Origin of the sequence: Streptomyces sp. CA-146814, assembly GCF_050942385.1 — a bacterium.
GTDB lineage: Bacteria > Actinomycetota > Actinomycetes > Streptomycetales > Streptomycetaceae > Streptomyces.
In genome coordinates this window covers 5,523,677-5,544,213 of record NZ_CP192068.1, presented here as the reverse complement: position 1 = coordinate 5,544,213, position 20,537 = coordinate 5,523,677, and the positions used below count along the sequence as shown (strand labels likewise).

At 73.1% G+C, this 20,537-nt stretch carries 17 protein-coding genes and 1 pseudogene; 14 read left to right on the top strand and 4 right to left on the bottom strand.

The window, feature by feature from the left end; genetic code table 11:
• Window positions 1-317: 317 nt before the first annotated feature.
• Window positions 318-1,982 (top strand): hypothetical protein, encoded by a 1,665-nt coding sequence (locus ACQP09_RS24985; RefSeq protein ID WP_433403300.1) that lies wholly within the window; start codon window positions 318-320, stop codon window positions 1,980-1,982.
• Here ACQP09_RS24985 and ACQP09_RS24980 read toward each other — a convergent pair.
• Both ACQP09_RS24980 and ACQP09_RS24975 read right to left on the bottom strand, forming a co-directional pair.
• Window positions 1,951-3,756 (bottom strand): serine/threonine-protein kinase, encoded by a 1,806-nt coding sequence (locus tag ACQP09_RS24980; protein ID WP_433403298.1) that lies wholly within the window; start codon window positions 3,754-3,756, stop codon window positions 1,951-1,953. The two genes, ACQP09_RS24985 and ACQP09_RS24980, sit on opposite strands and share 32 nt — an antisense overlap.
• Window positions 3,757-3,846: 90 nt before the next feature.
• Window positions 3,847-4,923, bottom strand: a complete 1,077-nt coding sequence (locus tag ACQP09_RS24975) for a Ku protein (RefSeq protein ID WP_433403295.1) — start codon at window positions 4,921-4,923, stop codon at window positions 3,847-3,849.
• A gap of 67 nt (window positions 4,924-4,990) precedes the next feature.
• Here ACQP09_RS24975 and ligD point away from each other — a divergent pair, with 67 nt between their 5' ends.
• From ligD to ACQP09_RS24925, 10 genes are all read left to right on the top strand, one after another.
• The gene (ligD, locus tag ACQP09_RS24970; RefSeq protein ID WP_433403293.1) at window positions 4,991-5,890 is read left to right on the top strand and encodes a non-homologous end-joining DNA ligase; all 900 of its coding nucleotides are present in this window, start codon (window positions 4,991-4,993) and stop codon (window positions 5,888-5,890) included.
• A 237-nt stretch (window positions 5,891-6,127) separates the two neighbouring features.
• Window positions 6,128-8,290 (top strand): HEAT repeat domain-containing protein, encoded by a 2,163-nt coding sequence (locus ACQP09_RS24965; protein ID WP_433403290.1) that lies wholly within the window; start codon window positions 6,128-6,130, stop codon window positions 8,288-8,290.
• Window positions 8,287-8,601 (top strand): zinc-ribbon domain-containing protein, encoded by a 315-nt coding sequence (locus tag ACQP09_RS24960; RefSeq protein WP_433403287.1) that lies wholly within the window; start codon window positions 8,287-8,289, stop codon window positions 8,599-8,601. Before ACQP09_RS24965 ends, ACQP09_RS24960 begins: the two co-directional genes overlap by 4 nt.
• Window positions 8,602-8,707: 106 nt before the next feature.
• A complete protein-coding gene (locus ACQP09_RS24955) occupies window positions 8,708-9,469 on the top strand; it encodes a hypothetical protein (RefSeq protein ID WP_433403284.1) in 762 nt (253 codons plus the stop codon).
• Window positions 9,466-10,809, top strand: a complete 1,344-nt coding sequence (locus ACQP09_RS24950; protein ID WP_433403283.1) for an ATP-binding protein — start codon at window positions 9,466-9,468, stop codon at window positions 10,807-10,809. Before ACQP09_RS24955 ends, ACQP09_RS24950 begins: the two co-directional genes overlap by 4 nt.
• 107 nt (window positions 10,810-10,916) lie before the next feature.
• Window positions 10,917-11,399 carry an SH3 domain-containing protein gene (locus ACQP09_RS24945; RefSeq protein ID WP_432149727.1) on the top strand — a complete coding sequence of 161 codons (483 nt, stop codon included), beginning with the start codon at window positions 10,917-10,919 and terminating at the stop codon, window positions 11,397-11,399.
• A 133-nt stretch (window positions 11,400-11,532) separates the two neighbouring features.
• Window positions 11,533-12,924: an FtsW/RodA/SpoVE family cell cycle protein gene (locus tag ACQP09_RS24940; RefSeq protein WP_433403280.1), complete on the top strand. Its 1,392-nt coding sequence runs from the start codon at window positions 11,533-11,535 to the stop codon at window positions 12,922-12,924.
• Window positions 12,921-14,378, top strand: a complete 1,458-nt coding sequence (locus ACQP09_RS24935; RefSeq protein ID WP_433403278.1) for a penicillin-binding transpeptidase domain-containing protein — start codon at window positions 12,921-12,923, stop codon at window positions 14,376-14,378. Before ACQP09_RS24940 ends, ACQP09_RS24935 begins: the two co-directional genes overlap by 4 nt.
• Window positions 14,379-14,491: 113 nt before the next feature.
• Entirely contained in the window at window positions 14,492-15,568 is a 1,077-nt protein-coding gene (locus ACQP09_RS24930) for an amidase family protein (RefSeq protein ID WP_433403275.1), read from the top strand.
• Window positions 15,565-16,050 (top strand): DUF3291 domain-containing protein, encoded by a 486-nt coding sequence (locus tag ACQP09_RS24925; RefSeq protein WP_433403272.1) that lies wholly within the window; start codon window positions 15,565-15,567, stop codon window positions 16,048-16,050. The genes ACQP09_RS24930 and ACQP09_RS24925 overlap by 4 nt, the downstream gene beginning before the upstream one ends.
• Window positions 16,051-16,077: 27 nt before the next feature.
• On the opposite strand, the gene ACQP09_RS24920 is transcribed toward ACQP09_RS24925, so the two are convergent.
• Together ACQP09_RS24920 and ACQP09_RS24915 are read right to left on the bottom strand one after the other, a co-directional pair.
• On the bottom strand, window positions 16,078-16,953 hold the full coding sequence (locus tag ACQP09_RS24920) for a hypothetical protein (RefSeq protein ID WP_433403269.1): 876 nt from the start codon (window positions 16,951-16,953) through the stop codon (window positions 16,078-16,080).
• A 128-nt stretch (window positions 16,954-17,081) separates the two neighbouring features.
• A pseudogene (locus ACQP09_RS24915) lies at window positions 17,082-17,731 on the bottom strand (ADP-ribosylglycohydrolase family protein).
• Between the two features lie 362 nt (window positions 17,732-18,093).
• Here ACQP09_RS24915 and ACQP09_RS24910 point away from each other — a divergent pair.
• Genes ACQP09_RS24910 through ACQP09_RS24900 form a run of 3 tightly spaced genes read left to right on the top strand, consistent with a single transcriptional unit; the run spans window position 18,094 to window position 20,517 of the window.
• Entirely contained in the window at window positions 18,094-18,324 is a 231-nt protein-coding gene (locus ACQP09_RS24910; RefSeq protein ID WP_380984280.1) for a hypothetical protein, read from the top strand.
• Window positions 18,321-19,544: a cupin domain-containing protein gene (locus ACQP09_RS24905; RefSeq protein WP_433403264.1), complete on the top strand. Its 1,224-nt coding sequence runs from the start codon at window positions 18,321-18,323 to the stop codon at window positions 19,542-19,544. Before ACQP09_RS24910 ends, ACQP09_RS24905 begins: the two co-directional genes overlap by 4 nt.
• Before the next feature lie 40 nt (window positions 19,545-19,584).
• A complete protein-coding gene (locus tag ACQP09_RS24900) occupies window positions 19,585-20,517 on the top strand; it encodes a sucrase ferredoxin (RefSeq protein WP_433403262.1) in 933 nt (310 codons plus the stop codon).
• The last annotated feature ends 20 nt before the right edge of the window (window positions 20,518-20,537 follow it).

Genomic DNA, 20,537 nt, shown 5'->3' with positions numbered 1-20,537 from the left:
ATCCCTGTGCAAGCCTGGAACAGGACGCGCATCTTGCGATGACGCGGCGTTCTCACCGATCAGCCGCATCCGAGTGGGCGAAGGTCCGGCTAAGCGACCACGGCACAGGCGGAGGGGCACGGAAACCAAAGGCCATCCGTTCGGGTGATCCTGTTGCGGCCACATGGTCAACACTGCTCACTTCGGACCTCTTTGCCCTCAAAGGTCACTGATCGATACGACAACACGCACAAAATGCCGATGCGGCCGCGCGTGAACCGAGGTGGCTTCGGGCAGAGTTCCGTCGACTTGGAGGGCTCGGCGGTGGGGGGACCGTGATGGCTTCGGGTAACCGGTACGGAAGTGCGGGACAGGGCGCGGCTGGAGGCGGGTTCGGCGGATCCGTGCCGCCGCCCTCCGCTCCGCCCGCCGTCGGGCCGCCGCCTCCCGGGGCCGGGCTTCGGGCTGTCGGGGCCGGGCTGCTCAATCTGACCGGGCTCGGGCTCGGTTACGCGTTGTTGGGGCGGTGGGGGCGGGCCGTCGGGTGCTGGGTCGCCACCGGGATGCTGTTGTTCGTGGCGCTGCCCGCCGATCCGGACGGGGTGCCCGCGCGGGTGCTCGTCGTCTATCTGTTCCTGCTCGTCCTCGCCGCAGCCGACGGGGCGCGGATCGCGCTGCGTTCGGCGCTCGGTGGGTCGTGGCGGCCGGTGGTGGCCGTCGGGTTGGGGGTCGTGCTGTTGGCCGTGCCGGTCGGCGGGACCGTGGCGTACGGGGGCGCTCGGGACGAGGCGCGGGAGGAGATGCTGCTCGACCGGCTGGAGCGCGGGGACCGGAAGGTCGCGGCCGCGGCCACGCAGCCGTTCGGGACGGTGAAGGGTGAGTACGAGGCGGCGCTAGGGGTCTATCGCGCGCTCGACCGGGACCATCCCGGCTCCCGGGCGGCGAAGCTCGTGCCGGACCGGCTGAAGGACTTCTACGAGGCCGTCTCCTCCCCGTACACCGGGAAGCAGCACTGCGATGCCGTGGAGCCGCTGACCTATCTGCGGACGTTGCCGGGGTCGGTGGGCGAGGAGTTGCTGGGAGACCTTGCCGGATGGCCCGACACGCCGCTCGCCGAATCGCTGTACGGGTGCGGTGTCTCGCGGCTGGGCGGGGTGGCCGCCGGAGGCTCGGCGGAGTTCGGTGAGCTGTTGCGTACGTTCCCCGGGTCCGCGTCCGCGCGGCAGGTGGCCCCGGCCATCGGCGGGCGGATCGACGGGCGCGTCACGGAGGTGAGGGGCGGCGAGCCGTGTGCGGCCACCGAGGCGTTGCGGGGGCTGAGGTCCACGGTCGCCGCTCTGCCCGCCGAGAGCGTTCCGGGGCTGAGCGCCAAGGCCGGAAAGGGGATCCAGGACGGGGTGTACGCCTGCGGGGTGGACCAGTTCAAGGAGAAGAGGTTCGGCGAGGCCCGGACCACGCTGGTTGATTTCGCGCGGTCCTACAAGGGTGACGGGCGGGTGGCGCAGGCGCGGAAGATCGCCATCGCCGCGGAGATAGCCGACGACCGGGCGGCGGCCGGCAAGCGGCTGCCGCCGTCGGATCCGCCCGGCGGGCCCCGGATGGAGCTCGTCATCAGCAATGACGCGCCCAACGCCGTCGAGGTGCTCTACACCGGGCCGGTCACCGGCACCGTCTCGCTCAAGCCCTGCGGCGACTGCGAGCGCTACAGCGCGTCGGCCGGTCCCGCGCTCGCCTGCAAGGCCAGTGGCAGGAGCTACCCGAAGGCCCGGCTCCAACTGCCCGCGGGCGAATACCACTTCCTCTACAAGCACGGTACGGGCGCCTCGTCCCGGGTGGACAGTTACGCGGCCGGGTCGAAGGTCCAGCCGGGGTACACGTACACCAGTTGCACCTATGTCATCGAGCGCGGTCCTCTGGGGCTCGATCTGCCCCTGCTGCCCGACTACGCCAAGCCGGCGTCGGCTCCGCCGCTCAGCCCTTCTCGCGCGGGTTCTTCTCGATGACCCGGCCGTCCAGGTCGGCGGTGAGGTAAGCGCCGCCGTACTTGTCGGAGACGTAGAGGCGCAGCACCGGGCGATCGTCGTGGAAGGGCGAGGACGGGTCCAGGATCACGTAACTGCTCTCCGGTTCCGGGATGTTGAGGCTCGTCCTGGCGGTCCGCAGCAGGGCGGGCAGGGCGTCCCAGTCGACGGAGTCCAGGTCGACCGCCTTGTCCCCGGACATGAGCGTGCCGCCCATGTCGTCGTTCTTCGCCTGTCCGTCCCGGTAGCTGAACCGGTCGTAGAGAAGGGAGTTGGACTTCAGCGGCGCCTGGGCCGAGGCGTGCTCGCCGAAGAGCGTGAAGTCGGTGACCTTCGTGCCGCCCATCAGCGGCTTGAGGGCCGCGATGGCCTGGCGTGCTCCTTGCGGGGTGAGGAGGTCGGTGGGCGCCTCCGCGCCGTCGCCGTCGTCGCCGTCGCCGTCCGCGCCGGACTCCTCGTCGTCCACGACCGGTTGGCCGGCCGCGGTGGGCGGCGCGGCACTGCGGTCGTTCGCCGGGGCGCTCGCCGTGGTGTCCGGGCGGTTGCTCCCCTTCGCGCCGTCGTCGCCTCCGCCTCCTCCCCGGAAGAACGACGGGTCGATCATCCAGAGGACGCCTGCCAGCACCGCCGCCGAGACGACGGTCGCGGCCGTGCTGATCACCCGCGTGCGGCGCAGGGAGCGGCGTCTGCGCTCCTCGTCGCCGCCCGAGACCGTCGGGGCCGTGGCCGGGACCGGTGTCGGAGGCATTGTCGGGGGCGGTGTCGGGGGCGGTGTTGACGGGGCGGCGTACGGGTTGTTCGCGTACGGGTGGTGGGGTGCGTCCACCGGGGTGGGGAAGGGCGTCGGGTGGCCGAAACCGGTCGGTGGCGGGGGCGGCGGCGATCCGTACGCGCTTCTGGGGTCCGGGGCCTGCTGAGGCTTCGCCGCCTCCGCCAGCATCCGGTCCAGGGTTCCGGCGTCCGGGCGGGCCGGGATGTCGCGGGTGAGGAGCGCCTTCAGTACGGGGGTGAGCGCTCCGGCCCGTACCGGCGGCGGCACATCCTCGTCGAGCACGGCGGCCAGGGTGGCGAGCGTGGTGGCCTTGCGCAGCGGGTGGTGGCCCTCGACCGCGACGTACAGCATCATGCCGAGCGACCAGAGGTCGGAGGACGGGTCGCCCTCGGTGCCCCGGATGCGCTCGGGGGCTATGTAGTCGGGCGAGCCGATCAGGGCGCCGGTCATCGTGAGGCTCGTCGACTCGCGGATCGCGGCGATGCCGAAGTCCGTGAGGACCGGGCGGCCGTCGGTGCGCAGCAGGACGTTGGCGGGCTTGACGTCGCGGTGCTGGATGCCGGAGGCGTGGGCGGCGTTGAGGGCGGAGAGGATGCCGCGGCCCAGTTCGGCGGCCTCGGCGGGGTCCATCGGTCCTTCGGCCAGCCGGTCCTGGAGGGAGGAGCCGGCCACCAGCTCCATCACGATCCAGGGGTAGCCGTCCTCGCCGGGGTCGACGATGTGGTGGACGGTGACCACGTTCGGGTGGTCCAGGCGGGCCAGGGCGCGGGCCTCGCGCAGGACCCGGGCGCGCAGCCTGCGGGCGCCCTCCGGGTCGTACTCCGCGAGCGCCGGGTCCGGAGGCCGTACCTCTTTCAGGGCCACGTCACGGTGGAGCGCCTCGTCGTGGGCCCGCCACACCATGCCCATGCCACCGCTGCCGAGCCGCTCCACCAGGGTGAAGCGGCCGTCGATCACCCGTCCCGAGGGGGCCTCTGCGCTCATGCGCCGTAGCGTACGGGGGACGTACGACAGGGGGGAGCCGGGGCCGGGAGTCCGTGCCCGGATCGGTACGGGCGCCGGTCCGCGCGGCGGTCAGGCGGAGGCTCGTTTGCGGGGCGAGGCCGTCTTCTTCTTGGTGGTGCCCCGAGTGCCGGACGACGTCTGCTTCTTCGCCGACGACGAGCCCTTGGACGACGAGCCGGAAGAGGTCGACTTGGACGCCGTCTTCTTCTGTGTCGTCTTCTTGGCCGTGGAGGCCGTCGACTTCTTCGTGCCCGTGGACTTGGGCGTGGACTTCTGAGGTGTGGACTTCTGAGGTGTGGACTTCCGGGGTGCCGCCGTCTTCTTGATGGGGTGGACGTCCGCCACGTCCCCCTCCTCGTCCTCCTCCCCCCGGGACTTCTTCGCCGCGCGGACACTGCTCTCCAGCGCCGCGATCAGGTCGATGACCTTGCCGCCGCCGCTCTCCTTCGACTCCGACGGCTGCACCGCCTCGCCCGACGCCTTCGCAGCGATCAGCTCCTCCACCGCCTCCCGGTAGTCGTCGTGGAGGCTGTCCATGTCGACCTCGCCGAGGGTGTCCATCAGCGCGTCGGCCAGGTCGAGTTCGGCGTCGCGGACCGTGACGTCGCCGTCCGGGGCGACTCCTTCGGGCGCGCGGATCTCGTCGGGCCAGAGGAGGCCGTGCATCGCGATCACGTCGTCCACGACCCGGAGCATGCCGAGCCGTTCGCGGCCGCGGAGCGCGTACTTGGCGACGGCGACCTTGTTGCTGCGCTTCAGCGCCTCGCGCAGCAGGGTGTACGGCTTGGCGGCCGGGACCCCGTTGGCGGAGAGGTAGTACGCCGCGTCCATCTGGAGCGGGTCGATCTCGTCGGCGGGCACGAAGGCGACGATCTCGATGGTCTTGGCGGTGGGCAGCGGGAGCTGGGCGAGATCCTCGTCGGTGATCGGGATCATCGTGCCGTCGGCGTCCTCGTACGCCTTGCCGATCTCGCCGCCGGACACCTCCTCCTCGTCCAGCTCACAGACCTTGCGGTAGCGGATCCGGCCACCGTCGGCGAGGTGGATCTGCCGGAAGTGGATCGAGTGGCTCTCGGTGGCGTTGACGAGCTTGATCGGGATGCTGACCAGCCCGAAGGAGATCGCGCCGTTCCATATGGATCTCACCGTTCACCCCTTATGACCGCTCAGGACGTTTGAGTAGGTTTCGACTGTTTCGTGTGACTCTTATCGTATGACGCCGATCACGGAGGTGGAGGGGCGGCGCCTCTCGCTCAGCAATCTCGACAAGGTGCTGTATCCGGCCACCGGGACCACCAAGGGCGAGGTGCTGCACTACTACGCGGCCACGGCGGCGGCCGCGATCCTGCCGCATCTGCGCGACCGGCCGGTCTCCTTCCTGCGCTATCCGGACGGGCCCGGCGGGCAGCTCTTCGTCACCAAGAACCCGCCGCCCGGTACGCCCGACTGGGTGGAGACCACACCCGTCCCGCACAGCGATGACCCGGGCGCCCGCCAGGTGATGGTCCAGGACCTTCCGGCGCTGATGTGGGCGGCCAATCTGGTGGTGGAGTTCCACACTCCGCAGTGGCGGGCCGATGCTCCGGAGATCGCCGACCGGATGGTCCTCGACCTGGACCCCGGCTCCCCCGCGACCGTCGTGGAGTGCTGCGCGGTGGCTCTCTGGCTGCGGGAGCGGCTCGCCGCCGACGGGCTCTCCTCGTACGGGAAGACGTCCGGCTCCAAGGGCCTGCATCTGCTGGTCCCGCTGGAGCCGGTTCCTTCGGCCACGGTGTCCTCGTACGCCAAGCGGCTCGCGGTGGAGGCCGAGAGCGCGCTCCCGGCGCTGGCCCTGCACCGGATGAAGCGCGCCCTGCGCCCCGGCAAGGTCTTCGTCGACTTCAGCCAGAACTCCGCGTCGAAGACCACCGCCACCCCCTACACCCTGCGCGCCAGGGCCGAGCCCGCCGTCTCCGCGCCGGTCACCTGGGAGGAGATCGAAGGGTGTCGGTCGCCGGAGGAGCTGGTGTTCCGGGCGGAGGACATGGCCGGGCGGCTGGAGCGGTACGGGGACCTGCTCGGCCCGCTCCTCGACCCGGAAGAGGCGCGACCGCTTCCGGCGGATCCGCCGTGACCCACAGCCGGTGCGGCGGTTCCCTTTCGGCCGTCCCGTCATGGCAGGGTCATGACCTGGTCACGGCCTGAGGAAAGGCCACAAGTGGCGGGTGGATTGTCGGAGCCGTGGTGCACACTCTGCGCAGGCGCTTTCTTCGGGACGCGCAGCAGGGGCATGCAGCAGGGGCATGGGGAACAGGTGTGCCGGAGACGGGTGGAGCCTCCGGACGCTGCCGTGACGTGGGGAGGGGATGGCGTGTTCTCGGGGATCGATGAGGTCGACTGGGCGTCGATGGAGCATGCCTACGGGCCCGCCGACGACGTGCCGGTGCTCCTGAGGGGCCTCGCTTCCGCCGATCCGGCGGAGCGGGAGAGCGCGCTCGACGGCATGTACGGAGCGGTGCACCACCAGGGAGACGTGTACGCCTGCACGCTCGCGTGCATCCCGTTCCTCTTCGAGCTCGCCGTGGACCCGGAGGTGCAGGACCGGGGCAGCGTGGTCGAGCTGCTCACCAGCATCGGCGGCTTCGATCTGGACGAGGACGACGACGAGATCGACGAGGACGAGATCGAGGGCGCCGCGAACTACGCGATGGCGGCGGCCGCGGTGACCGCCGGAGCCGGGGTCTTCTTCGAGCTGGTCGCCGACGACGACCCCGGCGTACGGCTCGCGGCCCCGCTGGCGCTCGCCACCCTGCACCGGCATCCCGTCCGGGTCCTCGCGCTGCTGCGGGAACGGCTGCCGGCGGAGCCCGACGAGGAGGTGCGGCTCGCTCTCGTGGAGGCGGCCGGGCGGATAGCCCTGCGCCACCGTCCGCTGGCGGGGCGGGTGACCGAGTGGCTGACCCTGCTGGTGGACCGGGAGCGCGCGCCGGGGCTGCGGCTCGCCGCCCTGGCCCAGCTGGCGCGCTGCTGCCCCGACACGCTGCCCCGCGATGTGGTGCCCGTCGTGTCGGAGCTGCTGCGCGAGCTGCGTACGGCCCCGGGCGGCGCGCCGGAGTTCGACCAGGACGGCGAGCCGGACGCCGACGCCGAGGCGGAGCCGGAGGCCGAACCCGTCGGCTGTACGGACGTGGCCCGGGCCGAACAGGCCGCCGCGCCGACCCTGGTGGGCCAGTTGCGCGCGCTCTCCGCCCAGGACAACGCCGGACGCGGCACCCCTTGGGCCGCCGATCTGCTGCGCACCCTGCACGTCGGCCTCGACGACCGGGTCGGTGACCGGACGGCCCTCCTCGTCGACCAGCTCCGCTCCCCGGACCGCTGGCAGCGCATCGACGCCGTACGGATGAGCGGCGGGCTGATACGGGCCTGGCGCGGCTCGTACGAGGAGCTGGTGGCGCTCGTCGGCGACCAGCTGGCCGACCCCGATCCCCGGCTGGCGGACGCCGCCTCGCACGTACTGGAGGAGCTGTTCTCGCTGGCCGCCCCGACCGCCGACGCGCTGGCGGCCCGGCTGGCGGCCGATCCCGGCGGCTGGGTGAAGGAGTGGGCCAGCGGTCCGCCGGGGCTCGGCTCCACGGTGAAGGCGCTGGCCCGGCTCGGTGACGCCCGTGCCGTGCCCGCTCTGGCGGCGGCCCTGGAGCTGCCGGAGGTGCCGCACGACGTGGGGTTCGCGGTCACCCATCTCGGGCCGGCCGCCCGCCCGCTGGCCGGTGCGCTGCGGCGCAGGCTGGCCGGGGTGGCGCTGGACGAGGGGGCGTACGACCGGGCGAGCCCGCTGCTGGCCGGGCTGACCGGGCTGCGGGCGGGCGAGGCGACGCCGGAGGTGCTGCGGGTGCTGCGCGGTGCGCCGGAGTACCGGGGCGAGTGGCTGCGTACGGCGGCGCTGCGGGCGCTCGGCTCGTTCGGGCCGGCCGCGCGGGAGGCCGTGCCGGAGCTGCGGGCGATGCTGCGGCGGCCGGGAACGGCGACGGAGGCGGCCGAGGCGCTCTGGGCGGTCGCCGGGGACCGGGACGCGGTGCTGCCGGTGCTGGTCGAGGCGCTCGGCTCGGACCAGGTGCACGACCGGCGCGGAGCGGCGGCGGCGCTGGGTGCGCTCGGGCCGCGGGCGGCGGTGGTCGCGCCCCGGCTGCGCGGACTGCTGGCCCACGAGGAGCTGTGGCTGCGGGTGGACGCGGCGATCGCGCTCTGGGAGGTGACCGGACGGCCGGAGGAGAGTACGGAGGTGCTCCTGGCCGCCTGGGAGAGGAACCGCCACGTCCGCGTCCGGGTGGCAGAATGCCTGGCACGGATGGGTCCGGTCGGCCCGGCGTCGACGGCGGCACAGGTGCTGCGCGCCGAGCTCGCCTGCGTACGCCGTCACAACGCGCTGGACGGCGGGTACGGCAGCCATGACACCTACGAGGACGAAAAGCTCCTGGCGCTGTGCCGGCAGGCACTCCGGGGCACGGGGAAGACGGGCAGAGGGAGCACGGAATGATCATTTTCGGTACCAAGGGCTATCTCCACCAGCTGGCCATCCTGACGATGGTGTGCGGCTGGTGCGGCAATCCGGCGGCGCACACGCTGCGGAAGCGGGTCACGAAGTTCACGCTGTTCTTCATCCCGCTCTTCCCGTTCTCGACGAAGTACGCGACGCAGTGCACGTTCTGCGGCGGTGAGCAGCAGATATCCAAGGAGCAGGCCGACCAGCTGCTCGCCCAGCACGGCGCCGGTCCGGACGGCGGCCGGGGGCAGGGCCCGCAGCAGCCGGGCTTCCAGCAGCCGGGGCAGAGCCCGTTCCAGCGCTGAAGCCTGCCGTACGGGTACGAAGTGGGCATTGCGTACGGAGACGTCCTAGGGTGTAGGCCCTTGTCGCCCTTCGTCCTTTGTCCTTCGTCCTTGAGGAGGGCCGGCCGTGCGCCCGCTCGCCGTCCGTACCGTCGCAGCCGCCGTGGCCGGGCTCGCCCTGCTCGGCGGCTGCGGTTCGGCCGGCGGACTGGAGAGCGCCGGCGAGGCCCCGTCGGCCGTCGAGCCCGCCCGCCTCTGGCCCGGCCTGCCGCCCGCCTCGGCCGCTCCGTACGACTACGGGGAGGGCGAGACGGCCAGGATCCCCGGGATCACCGTGCCGGGCGGCGATGTGCACCGGCTGGACCCGGTCGCGGTCGCGCAGGCCGGGCTGAAGGCGAGGACGAACCGGGACAGCGGCCTGGACGAGCTGCCCGACGCGACGGTCCGGCAGATCCGGGCCTGCCGGACGGCGCCGGACGCCTGCCCGGTGCTGGCGCCGTACTACTTCGACCTGACCGGTGACGGCAGGGACGAACTGGTGCTCGGCATCCGGATGCCCGAACGCCAGCTGGCCGTGCGCGCGTACCGGGCCGACGGCGCCGGCCGGAGCGGGCTGACCCGGATCATGTCCACCTCGGACGCGGTGATCAGCGTGGAGCTGGCGGGCAGGGACCTGGTCCTGCGGGCGCCTTCGGTGATCTCCGGGTACGAGTACCGCACCGCGTGGTCCTGGGACGAGCGGCAGCAGGCGATGCTGGCCACCCGGGACGAGATCCTGCGGGTGCCGGAGCGGCGCGAGGACACGGACCGCGACCGGGCCCCGAGCCCCGAGGACACGGACCGCAGCCGGACACCGGGCCCCTCGGACTCCGCGTCGGCCGCCCGATGAGACGGCGCCGCTTCCGCTCCCCCGCCTGGACCGCGACCCTCACCTGGAAGTCCGCGGTCTTCCTCACCGCCATGTGCTGCACCCTCGCCGCTCTCCTCGGCGTCCTCGTGCACACCGCGGTGACCCGGCAGACCGTCTCCCACGCCCGCGAGAAGGCGCTCGCCCGGCTGGAGGTCGTCACCGACGCGTACGAGGCCGGGGAGCCGCTGCCGAGGGGTTCCGGCATCGACCCGCCGGGCCTGCCCGCCGCGCTGCGCGACCTGGCCGCGAACGGCGAGCGCGGCACGATCGTCGCGGACGGCCCGCACCGGCCGGACGACCCGGACGGCCGCGGCGGTCCGGCGATGTGGGCGGCGGGCCCGGCGGACGGGCGGGCGCTGGCCACCTGGACGGACTACAGCCACAGCGCCGACACCATCGGCGGCCTGGACCGGGCGATCATCGGCTCCTCGCTGCTGGCCATCGCCGCCACCCTCGTCGTCGGCCTCTTCGCCGTCGGCCGGGTGACCCGCAGGCTGCACCAGACGGCCCGGGTGGCCCGCCGGATCAGCGCGGGCGACCTCGACGCCCGGGTCGGCGACCCCCGTACGAAACGTCCGGTGCGCGGCCAGGACGAGGTGGCCGTCGTGTCGGGCGCCCTGGACACCATGGCCTCCAGCCTGCAGCGCAGGCTCCAGACGGAGCAGCGGTTCACCGCCGATGTGGCGCACGAGCTGCGGACCCCGCTCACGGGTCTCTCGGCCGCCGCAGAGCTGCTGCCGCCGGGCCGTCCGGCGGAGCTGGTGCGGGACCGGGTGCGGGCGATGCGGTCGCTGACCGAGGACCTGCTGGAGATCTCGCGCCTGGACGCCCGGACCGAGCAGGTGGACCTGGCCGTGCACGACCTCGGCCCGGTGGTGGAGCGGGTGGTGCGGGCCTCCGGCACGGAGACCGAGGTGCGGGTCACGGACCCGGCGCCGGTGGAGACGGACCGGCGGCGGCTGGAGCGGGTGCTCGGCAACCTGGTGGCCAACGCCCACCGGCACGGCGCCGGTCCGGTGGTGCTGGAGGTGGCGGGTGCGGTGGTCTCCGTACGCGACCATGGCGCGGGCTTTCCGGCGTACCTCCTGGAGGGCGGTCCGCAGCGGTTCCGCACGGACGGCGCAGGCAAGGGCCACGGACTCGGGCTGACCATCGCCCTGGGCCAGGCCACGGTGATCGGGGCGCGGCTGGAGTTCCTGAATCCCCCGGACGGCGGGGCGCTGGCCCGGCTGACGCTGCCGGAGTACGTACGCCTCGGAGACGGCGATTCCGCCGGGAACACGGGCGACGGGGGCGCGGGGACGCCCGGTCCGGCCTGACATCACGCACAGTGCGCGTTGCGGACGCTCCGTGCCCAACTTAGCGTGACGAAGGCGAGCCCGGCTCGCGTCCCCCACGGCCCCCTTTACTTCCTCATGGAGGCAGCATGTCCCCCCTGTCCCGCCCCTCGCGGTTCCGCCGGATCGGTCTCTGCGTCGCCACCGGCGCCCTCGCGGCGGTCACGGCCGCCGCTCCCGCTCTGGCGGCGGACCCCCACCCCGTCGACCACCGCGGCGAGGCCCACACCTCGGCCCCGGCGTCCGACGAGCTCTCCGCCTCGGCCCTCCAGCGCGAGCACGAGGCCCGCCAGGAGGCGCAGACGCAGAACCAGGCCAAGCCCCAGGCCCCCAAGAAGACCTACAAGGGCCGGGTCGTCGCCAAGCCGTACCTCCTGCTGCGCGACAAGCCGACCCGCAGCAGCAAGGTCGTGGGCTCGGTGAAGTACGGCACCGTCGTCAACATCTTCTGCAAGACGACGGGCGACAACGTCGACGGCAACAACCGCTGGTACCTGCTGACCGACGGCACGTGGGCGTGGGGTTCGGCCCGCTACATCGAGAACATCGGCGCGGCGCCGCGCTTCTGCTGACCTCACCGCACGGCACACCCCGTCCGCCTGGAAGCCACCCGCTTCCAGGCGGACGCGCCATGACCTCCATGACATCGCTATGACATCTATGACATAAGGGAAATACGGCACGCCTCTTGCTACGTTGCGGTCCATGACCGCAACGACGGCGGACGCTCCCCCGCCCGAGCTCCGCCTGCCCAGACGGCGCGGGGTCGAGCTCTCGCTCCTCATCGGGGCCGTCCTGATCTCCGTCTACGGTTACGCGGCCGTCGGCCTCGCCCACGACGGGGCGGTGCCGCCCGATGTCGCCGGTTACGGCGCCGGGCTCGGCACGCTGGCGCTGCTGGCCCATGTGGCGGTCCGCTTCCGGGCCCCGTACGCCGATCCGCTGCTGCTGCCGATCGCCGTCCTGCTCAACGGGCTCGGCCTGGTGCTGATCTACCGGTTGGACCTGGAGACCCCGCGCGACCAGGCCGCGCCCACGCAGCTGATCTGGTCCACGCTCGGCGTGGCGCTCTTCGCCGTCGTCGTGGTGCTGCTCCGCGACCACCGGGTGCTCGCGCGGTACGCCTATCTCTCGGTCGCCACCGCGCTCGTCCTGATGATCGTGCCGATCTTCTTCCCGGCGGTGAACGGGGCGAAGATCTGGATCCGGATCGGCGGACTCTCGTTCCAGCCGGGCGAGTTCGCCAAGATCCTGCTCGCGGTCTTCTTCGCCGCCTACCTCGCCGCCAACCGCAACGCGCTCGCCTACACCGGCCGCACGTTCTGGAAGCTGCAGCTGCCCACCGGCCGGGTGCTCGGCCCGATCGTGGCGATCTGGCTGCTCAGCGTCGGCGTGCTGGTGCTGGAGCGGGACCTCGGCACCTCGCTGCTCTTCTTCGGGCTCTTCGTGATCATGCTGTACGTGGCGACCGGCCGGACCGGCTGGATCGCGGTCGGGCTGCTGCTGGCGGCCGTCGGCGCGTTCGTCGTCGGCTCGTTCGAACCGCATGTGCACAGCCGGGTGCAGGACTGGCTGGACCCGTTCGCCTCGATCGACGCCGGCCGGGGCCCCGGCCAGCTCGCCCAGTCGCTCTTCGCCTTCGCCGCCGGGGGCATGCTCGGGACCGGGCTCGGGGCCGGCCACTCCATCCTCATCGGCTTCGCCGCCAAGTCCGACTTCATCCTGGCGACGGCCGGCGAGGAGCTGGGGCTGAGCGGCCTGACGGCCGTCTTCCTGCTGTACGCGCTCCTCGTGGCGCGCGGCTACCGGGCCGGGCTCGCGCTGCGCGACCCGTTCGGACGGCTGCTGGCCATCGGCCTCTCCTCGATCCTGGCGCTCCAGGTGTTCGTGATCGCGGGCGGGGTGATGGGGCTGATCCCGCTGACCGGGATGGCGATGCCGTTCCTGGCGCAGGGCGGCTCGTCCGTCGTCACCAACTGGATCATCGTGGCGCTGCTGATCCGGCTGAGCGATGTCGCGCGCAGACCGCATCCGGAGCAGGTGGAGACCGGGGTCATCGCCCCGGCCACCGCCTCGTCCGCCGATGAGGACCGGTGATCCGCTACATCCGGCGGGCCGCCGCCCTCTGTCTCCTCCTGCTCGTGGCGCTGCTCGCCAACGCGGCCCGCGTCCAGCTCTTCGAGGCCGACGAGCTGGACGCCAACCCGGCCAACCGCCGTACCACCATCGCCCGTTACGACCAGCCGCGCGGCAACATCCTGGTCGGCGACCGGGCCGTGACCGGCAACAAGGAGACCGGCGAGCAGCTCAGCTTCGAGCGCACCTATCTGCACGGCCCGCTGTACGCGCCGGTGACCGGATACGCCTCGCAGACGTACGGCACCACGCTCCTGGAGAACACCGAGGACGGCGTCCTGTCGGGTACGGACTCCCTGCTGGCCCCGCTCCCCTTCTGGAACGAGTTCACCCGGGGCCGGCAGCCCGGCGGCAACGTCGTCACGACGGTCAAGGAGTCGATGCAGCGCGCCGCGTACGCCGGACTGAGCGGGCGGCGGGGCGCGGTCGCCGCCCTGGAGCCGTCGACCGGCAGGATCCTGGCGCTGGTCTCGACCCCGTCGTACGACCCCGAGCGGCTGTCCGGCACCGGCTCGGCGGTCACCGAGGCGTGGGCCCGGCTCAACGCGGCCGGGAGCCTGCCGATGCTCAACCGGGCCATCCGGCAGACCTATCCGCCGGGCTCCACCTTCAAGATCGTGACGGCGGCGGCGGCGCTGGACGGCCGGGTGGTGACGGACGCGGACGCGCCGACCGACACTCCGTCGCCGTACGTCCTGCCGAACACGCGGACCGTTCTCCCGAACGAGGCGCGCGGGTGCGAGAAGGCGTCGCTGGCCGACGCGATCCGGGTCTCCTGCAACACGGTGATGGCCCATCTGGGCGTGCGGGTCGGGCTGGAGGGGATGGCGGAGACGGCGGAGCACTTCGGCTTCAACGAGAAGGAGCTGCGCATCCCGTCCGGGGTGGCGCGGAGCAACTTCGACACCGACATGAGCCAGGACCAGCTGGCGCTCTCCTCGATCGGCCAGTTCAACACGACCGCGACGCCGCTCCAGATGGCGATGGTGGCGGCGGCGGTGGCGAACGGCGGCGACCTGCGGTATCCGTACCTCGTCGACCGGGTGACCGCCGCCGACGGGGACACGGTCCAGCAGCAGGGCCCGCGCTCCTACGAGCGGGCGATGAGCCCGTCCACGGCGGTGCAGCTCCAGCGGATGATGGTCGACGTGGTGGAGAACGGCACCGGGTCCAACGCGGCGATCGACGGCGTGACGGTCGGCGGCAAGACCGGCACGGCTCAGCACGGCGTCGACAACTCGGGCCTCCCGTACGCCTGGTTCATCTCCTGGGCGCAGGCTCCCGACTCCGGCCGCCCGGCCGTCGCGGTCGCCGTGGTGGTGGAGGACGCGGCGGCGGACCGGGCCGATATCAGTGGCGGCGGCAGCGCGGCCCCGATCGCGCGGGCGGTGATGGAGGCGGCGCTGGAGGAGTGAGCCGCGTCTTACGGGGAGACTTGCCTTACGGGGAGGCTTGTCCTACGGGGGACTTGGCCTACCGGGGGGACTTGCCTTACGGGGAGACTTGTCTTGCGGGGAGACTTACGGCCATGACGTCGACGCCGTCCGCCGTGGCGCGGGCCCTGGAGCGGATCGCCCGGCTGGACCCGGCGCTCAACGCGTTCATCGAGGTCTGGCCGGAGGAGGCGCTGGCCCGTGAGCCGGAGGCCCGGCAACTCCCGCTGCGTGGACTGCCGTTCGCCGTGAAGGGCCCGACCGGCATCCGCTCGTACGCGGCCCGCCGGCTGATCGCGGCCGGCGGCGTCCCGGTCGGCGCGACCTCGGCGCCCGGCCCCGGCACCTACTGGCAGACCTGGGGCCGGGGCGCGTACGGCCGTACGGTCAACCCGTGGCGGGCGGACCGTACGCCCGGCGGTTCGTCGGCGGGCTCGGCGGTCGCGGTGGCGGCGGGAATGGTGGAGCTGGCGACGGGCAGCGACGGGGCCGGGTCGGTGCGCATCCCGGCCGCCTGGTGCGGGGTGTTCGGGCTGAAGACGACGAACGGGCTGCTCCCGTCGCCGGACGCCTCGGGCCTGGCGGCGGCGGGCGTGCTGGCCAGGTCGGCGGCGGATGCGGAGCGGTACGTACGCCATGTGCTGCCCGGGTACGAGGAGTTCGCCGCGCCTCGCCTGCCGCCGGCGGCCGTGTACAGCGAGGACCTGGGGTTCGCGGAGGTGGACCCGGAGGTGGCGGCCGTGGTGCGGGCGGCGGTGGACCGGCTGGTCGCGGCGGGGACGGTGCGCCTGGTGGAGGCCGGGTGCGGGCTGCTCGATCCGGGTCCGGCCTGGCAGGCGGTACGGGGCGGGGCACCGGACGACGCCGAGGCGGTGGCGGTCCGGCGGGCGAACGACGAACGGCTGGACGCGCTCTTCGCCGCCGCGCCCCTGCTGCTGAGCCCGGCCACGCCGAACCGGCCGCACGGGCACGAGGGGCCGGGCGACCGTTACTCGACCGCGCTGACCTGGGCGTTCAACCTCAGCGGCCATCCGGCGGCGAGCCTGCCCGCCGGATTCACGACCGACGGCTGTCCGGTCGGGCTCCAGCTGGTGGCGGCACGCGGGGCGGATGTCTCGCTGCTCGGAATGGCCCGCGCGGTGGAGAACGCTCTGCCTACGGTGCGGCCATGACCTTCATCGAGACGCAAACAGGCTGCGGAAAACACGAGTTGGCCCAGGTGAACACCGCCCGGCTCAGATTCCCGCTGGATTCACCGCAGTTGAAGGACTTCGTCGACGGCCTGGACCCGGTGAACGCGGTCGCCGACGAAGCCGAGGGGTTCGTGTGGCGACTGCGCTCGGACTCCGGGAACGCCACCGACGTACCGGTGTTCGGGGACGAGTGGCTGATCGTGAACCTGTCGGTGTGGCAGGACGCGGAGGCGCTGACGGGCTTCATGTACGCGGGCCGGCACCGGGAGTTGCTGCGCCGGCGCCGCGAGTGGTTCGAGCAGGTGAGTGAGGCGATGACCGCGCTGTGGTGGGTACCGGCAGGTGAACGCCCGACGGTCGCGGACGCCGAGGAGCGCCTGCTGCACCTCCGCGAACACGGCCCCACGGAAAGGGCGTTCACTCTGCGCAACCGCTTCCCGGCACCGGCGGGGACGCGCTGAACCGCGCACCCCGCCGTGGGCGGCCGGTCAGCCGATCGGCCGGCGGATCTCCTCGCGGATCTTGGCGGTCTCGGCCGCCGCCGCCTCCAGGTCGATCGCCGAGGCGTCCTTCAGGGCCGTCTCGGCGCGGATGATCCCCACCGAGACCCCGGTGTTGTCGTCGCCCCAGGCGCACATCGGAACGTTGGCCTTGACGCCGCCCTTGACCGACTGGAGCACCTGGCACTCCAGTGTGATGTCGTACCCGGCGGGGGTGAACTTCTTCGGCGGGACGACGACGGTCGCGCCCTCCCCTTCGGCCCCGCCGTCCATCATCTTGCCGGTCATCACGTCCGGGTCGGCGAACCTCCCGTACATCCCGGAGATCACCAGCGCCCCGCCCGTGGCCGAGCTGTACTGGCCGACCACCGCCTTGGCGTCCCGGACGGTGGGGTCGTACATCTTCTCGATCTTCTTGCCCTCGGTCGAGGACAGGTCCTGGGCCAGGGTGAACTCGCCGTCCAGCAGCTTCTGTTCCAGGACGAGCTGGTACTCGGCGTCCGGGAACGCCGCGTCGACGGTCTTCCCGAACAGCTGGGAGACGCCGAAGGCGATGCCGCCCGCCAGCACGACCGCGCCCACCACGATGCCGGCGATCAGCCCGGTCCGCTTCTTCCGCGGCGGCTGCGCGCCCGGCCCCTGCGGCGGCCACCCGCCCGCACCCGGACCGCCCCAGCCGGCCGCACCGGGCTGCTGCTGCCCCCAGCCGCCACCCTGTTGAGGCGGGGCCGGAGGCTGCTGCGGATAGCCGTAAGGCTGCTGCGGCACTCCGGGGGCGGCGGCCGGCGGACCGTACGGGTTCTGCTGGGGGTGCGGGGGCGGCGGGCCGTACGGGCCCTGCGGCGGCTGAGGCGGGGAGGTCATGCGCTCACGGTACGACACGTTTGCGAACGGAATTTCGACGCGGCGGATATCGGTACCGGGCCGGGACAATCCTCCCGCGCAGGCCGGACGCCCGGCGGCTCCCCCGCACCCCGGCTCATCCCAACGACTCACCCCAACGGCTCGCGCCTGCGCAGCCATTCCTCCGGCGCCCCGGCCGTCCCGGTCGCCGCCCCGACCACCCCGCCGGTGATGGCACAGGTGGTGTCCACGTCCCCGAACCCCTCGGCCGCCGCCCAGAGCGCCGCCTCCAGATCGCGGAGAGGGCGGCCTGCTCCGCGACCCGGTCCAGGTCCTCGTGGAATCGAGCACCGAGCGGGGCGACCCGCATCGCCGCACCGTTGCCGAGGCTGCCGCCGTCGAAGAGCCCGGGGGCCAGGGTGCGCCAGTCGGCCGGGGCGACGAGGAGCTGGGGCAGCAGGAGGTGCATGCCGTGCCCGTAGCCGCGGGCATGGTCGGCGTCGAAGGCGAGGGCGTAGCAGAGGGCCAGGTGGTCCTGGTCGACGAGGCCGCGCTCGTCCAGGGAGCGGTGCAGGGCGAGCGCCAGGGCCGTGTCGTCGGTCCAGTGCCAGAGGGGCTCCTGCGGGGTGCGTCGGGCCCGGATCTCGTTCGCGGCCTGCTGACGTTCCCGGAAGAGGGGGAACCAGCGCTCCCCGAACGCGTCGCCGAGCGCGAGCGCTTCGAGGCTGCGGCGGGCGGCCGCGCGTCCGGCGGCGGTGGCGGGGGCGGGGGCGGGGGCGGAGGACGGGTTGGTCGTCATACCGGCATCGTGCCGTCGGAGCCCGTCGGCGTACATCGAATATCGACAACAGGCAGCGGATTTCACCGGCACCGACCACGCGGCGATCACGATGTGCGAGCCTGCCGGAAATCCCTCATAATGCACACCGGCCCTTTCCCGGAAGGCGTCATGCGGCGAATGCCTTCCGCGGAACTTTCCGCTGGTCAGTGACCGGTCAATGGCTCCCCGATGGCTGGTCGGCGGTGAATTCCGGTCGGCCCCTTCACCCCGTTCCCACGCATTCCCCGCGCTCGAATCGTTGCTTCCGCCCGACGGCGATACGGTGATTACGGGCTTCGCCCACGGAGCCCGGTCTCAGTTATTTGCTCAGAGGAGGAATTATGGCCAACCCCGAGCAGGACCCGAACCAGCAGGAAGGCCCCGCGGACGGCGGCGCGGCCGGCTCCCCCGGTGTCCACGACGGCGGAGCCGACGGAGGCGCGGACGGCGGAGCCGAAGGACCTGCGGACGGCGGCGCGGCCGGCACCCCCGGTGTCCACGACGGCGGAGCCGACGGAGGCGCGGACGGCGGCGCAGATGGCGGAGCGGGCCAGTCCGGCAGCCGCTCTTGAGCACGTCCCGAACCATGCTCCAGGACGTCGGCGCCGCACCGGGCGCCGGGGTCCCGGAGACACGTCTGCCACGTCTGACACGTCTGACCGGCCTGAGCGCGGAAGAGTTCGCCCGTGACGTCTGGGCCCGGAAGCCGCTGCTCACCCGTCGCGCGGGCGACTTCTCCGACCTGTTTTCCGCGGAGGCCGTGGATGAGCTGATCTCGCGTCGCGGCCTGCGTACGCCCTTCCTCCGTGTCGCCAAGGACGGTTCCACCCTTCCCGAGTCGACGTTCACCTCGTCGGCCGGCGTCGGCGCCACCATCGCCGACCAGCTCGACGACACGGCACTGTGGCGGGCGTTCGCCGACGGCGCCACGCTCGTGCTCCAGGCGCTCCAGCGCACCTGGGGGCCGGTGGGCGAGTTCGGTGCCCGGCTGAGCGCGGAGCTGGGGCATCCGGTGCAGGCCAACGCCTATGTCACCCCGCCGCAGAGCCGGGGGTTCGACGCCCATTACGACGTGCACGACGTGTTCGTCGTACAGATCAAGGGAACGAAGCGCTGGCTCGTCCACGAGCCCGTACACCCCGATCCGCTGCGCGACCAGCCCTGGACCGACCACCGCTCCGCCGTCGCCGAGGCCGCGGGGGGCGCCGCCCACCTCGATACCGTGCTGGAGCCCGGCGACGTCCTCTATCTGCCCCGGGGCTGGCTGCACGCCGCCGAGGCGCAGGGCGGGGTCTCCGTCCACCTGACGCTGGGGATCCACACCTGGACCCGGTACGCGCTGGCCGAGCAGCTCGCGCAGGCGGCCCTCGCCGCACTGCGCGACGACCCCTGGATGCGGAGCACCCTGCCGGTGGGGGTGGACGGACCGGACGGCGAGCTCGGCATGGTCCGCGAGCGGCTCCGCGCCGCCGTCGCCGAGGCCGACTCCGCCCCGCTCTTCCACCGGGCCCGGCGCGGGCAGGGCCGCCCGGCACCGCTGGGGCCGCTGGCCCAGCTCGCCGCCGCCGACGGCCTCGGTCCGGACACGCCCGTACGGCTCCGCGCGGCGCTGGAGGCGCGCCTGGAGGGCTCGCGCCTGACCACGCGCGCCGGGTGGCTCGACTTCTCCGAGGCCGACCTGCCGTCCGTGTCCCGGCTGCTCGACGGCGAGGCCCGCGCCGCCGGTGAGCTCGGCGTCGCGCTCGTCGGACGGCTGCTGCGCGCGGGCGTGCTCGTGCCCGCCGGAGAGTGAACGGGCCGCGGTGACCACGCCGGAGAGTGACCACAGCGCGATGACCACGACGGGACGGTTCTTTTGCGCGGACGCCGCCCGGACGCGCGGCGACTCGATCGTCGGTACGGCACCGCACGGCACCGCCTGGGTGCTGATCGAGTACCGGGGCGGCTGGCCGACCGACGGGTTCGACGGCCTCGACCTGGAGCCCGGGACCAAGGCGCTCGTGTTCGCCGCCGCCCGAGCGGCGCGGGCCCGCGTACTCCTGGTGCGGCGTCACGGCCGCAGCGTGCCCCAGGGCCCGCCGCGCTGGGCCGTCCTGCGCTACGACGCCACCGGCGCCCACCGCCAGCACTGGGGCACCTGGGGGTGCGACGAGGACCTGGCGCGGATCGTCGAGGCCCTGCGCACGCCCGGGGAGCCCGACGGCCGGCCCGTCGTCCTCGTCTGCGCCCACGGTCTCCACGACGCCTGCTGTGCCGTGCGCGGGCGGCCCGTGGCCCGCGCACTGAGCGAGCGCCGGCCGGACCTGGTGTGGGAGTGCACGCATGTGGGCGGTGACCGGTTCGCCGCCAACGTCGTCGTCGTGCCCGACGGCGTCTACTACGGGAACCTCGACGCCGGATCAGCCGTGACGGTGGTCGAGGAGCACCTGGCCGGCCGTATCCGCGCCGAGCACCTGCGTGGGTACACCGACCTGTTCCCGCCGCAGCAGGCCGCCGTCGCGGCCGCACTCGACCGCTTCGGCCCGGCGGACCGGCACGACTACGCCGTCGCCCGGACCTTCCGCGACGACGACGGCTGGCGGATCCGCGTCACCGGCCGCCCGCCCGGCCCGGCCGCAGTCGACAAAGAGGCCGACGGAGAGGCCGAGATCGCGATCGACGTCGAGGTGCGGGCCCGGCGGACACCGCAGCGCCAACTGACCTGCCGGGGCCCGGCGACGAGTTCGGCCGTGGTCTACGAAGCGGTCTCGGTCCGGCAGGGCTGACGGAGCGCCTGGGTGGACGG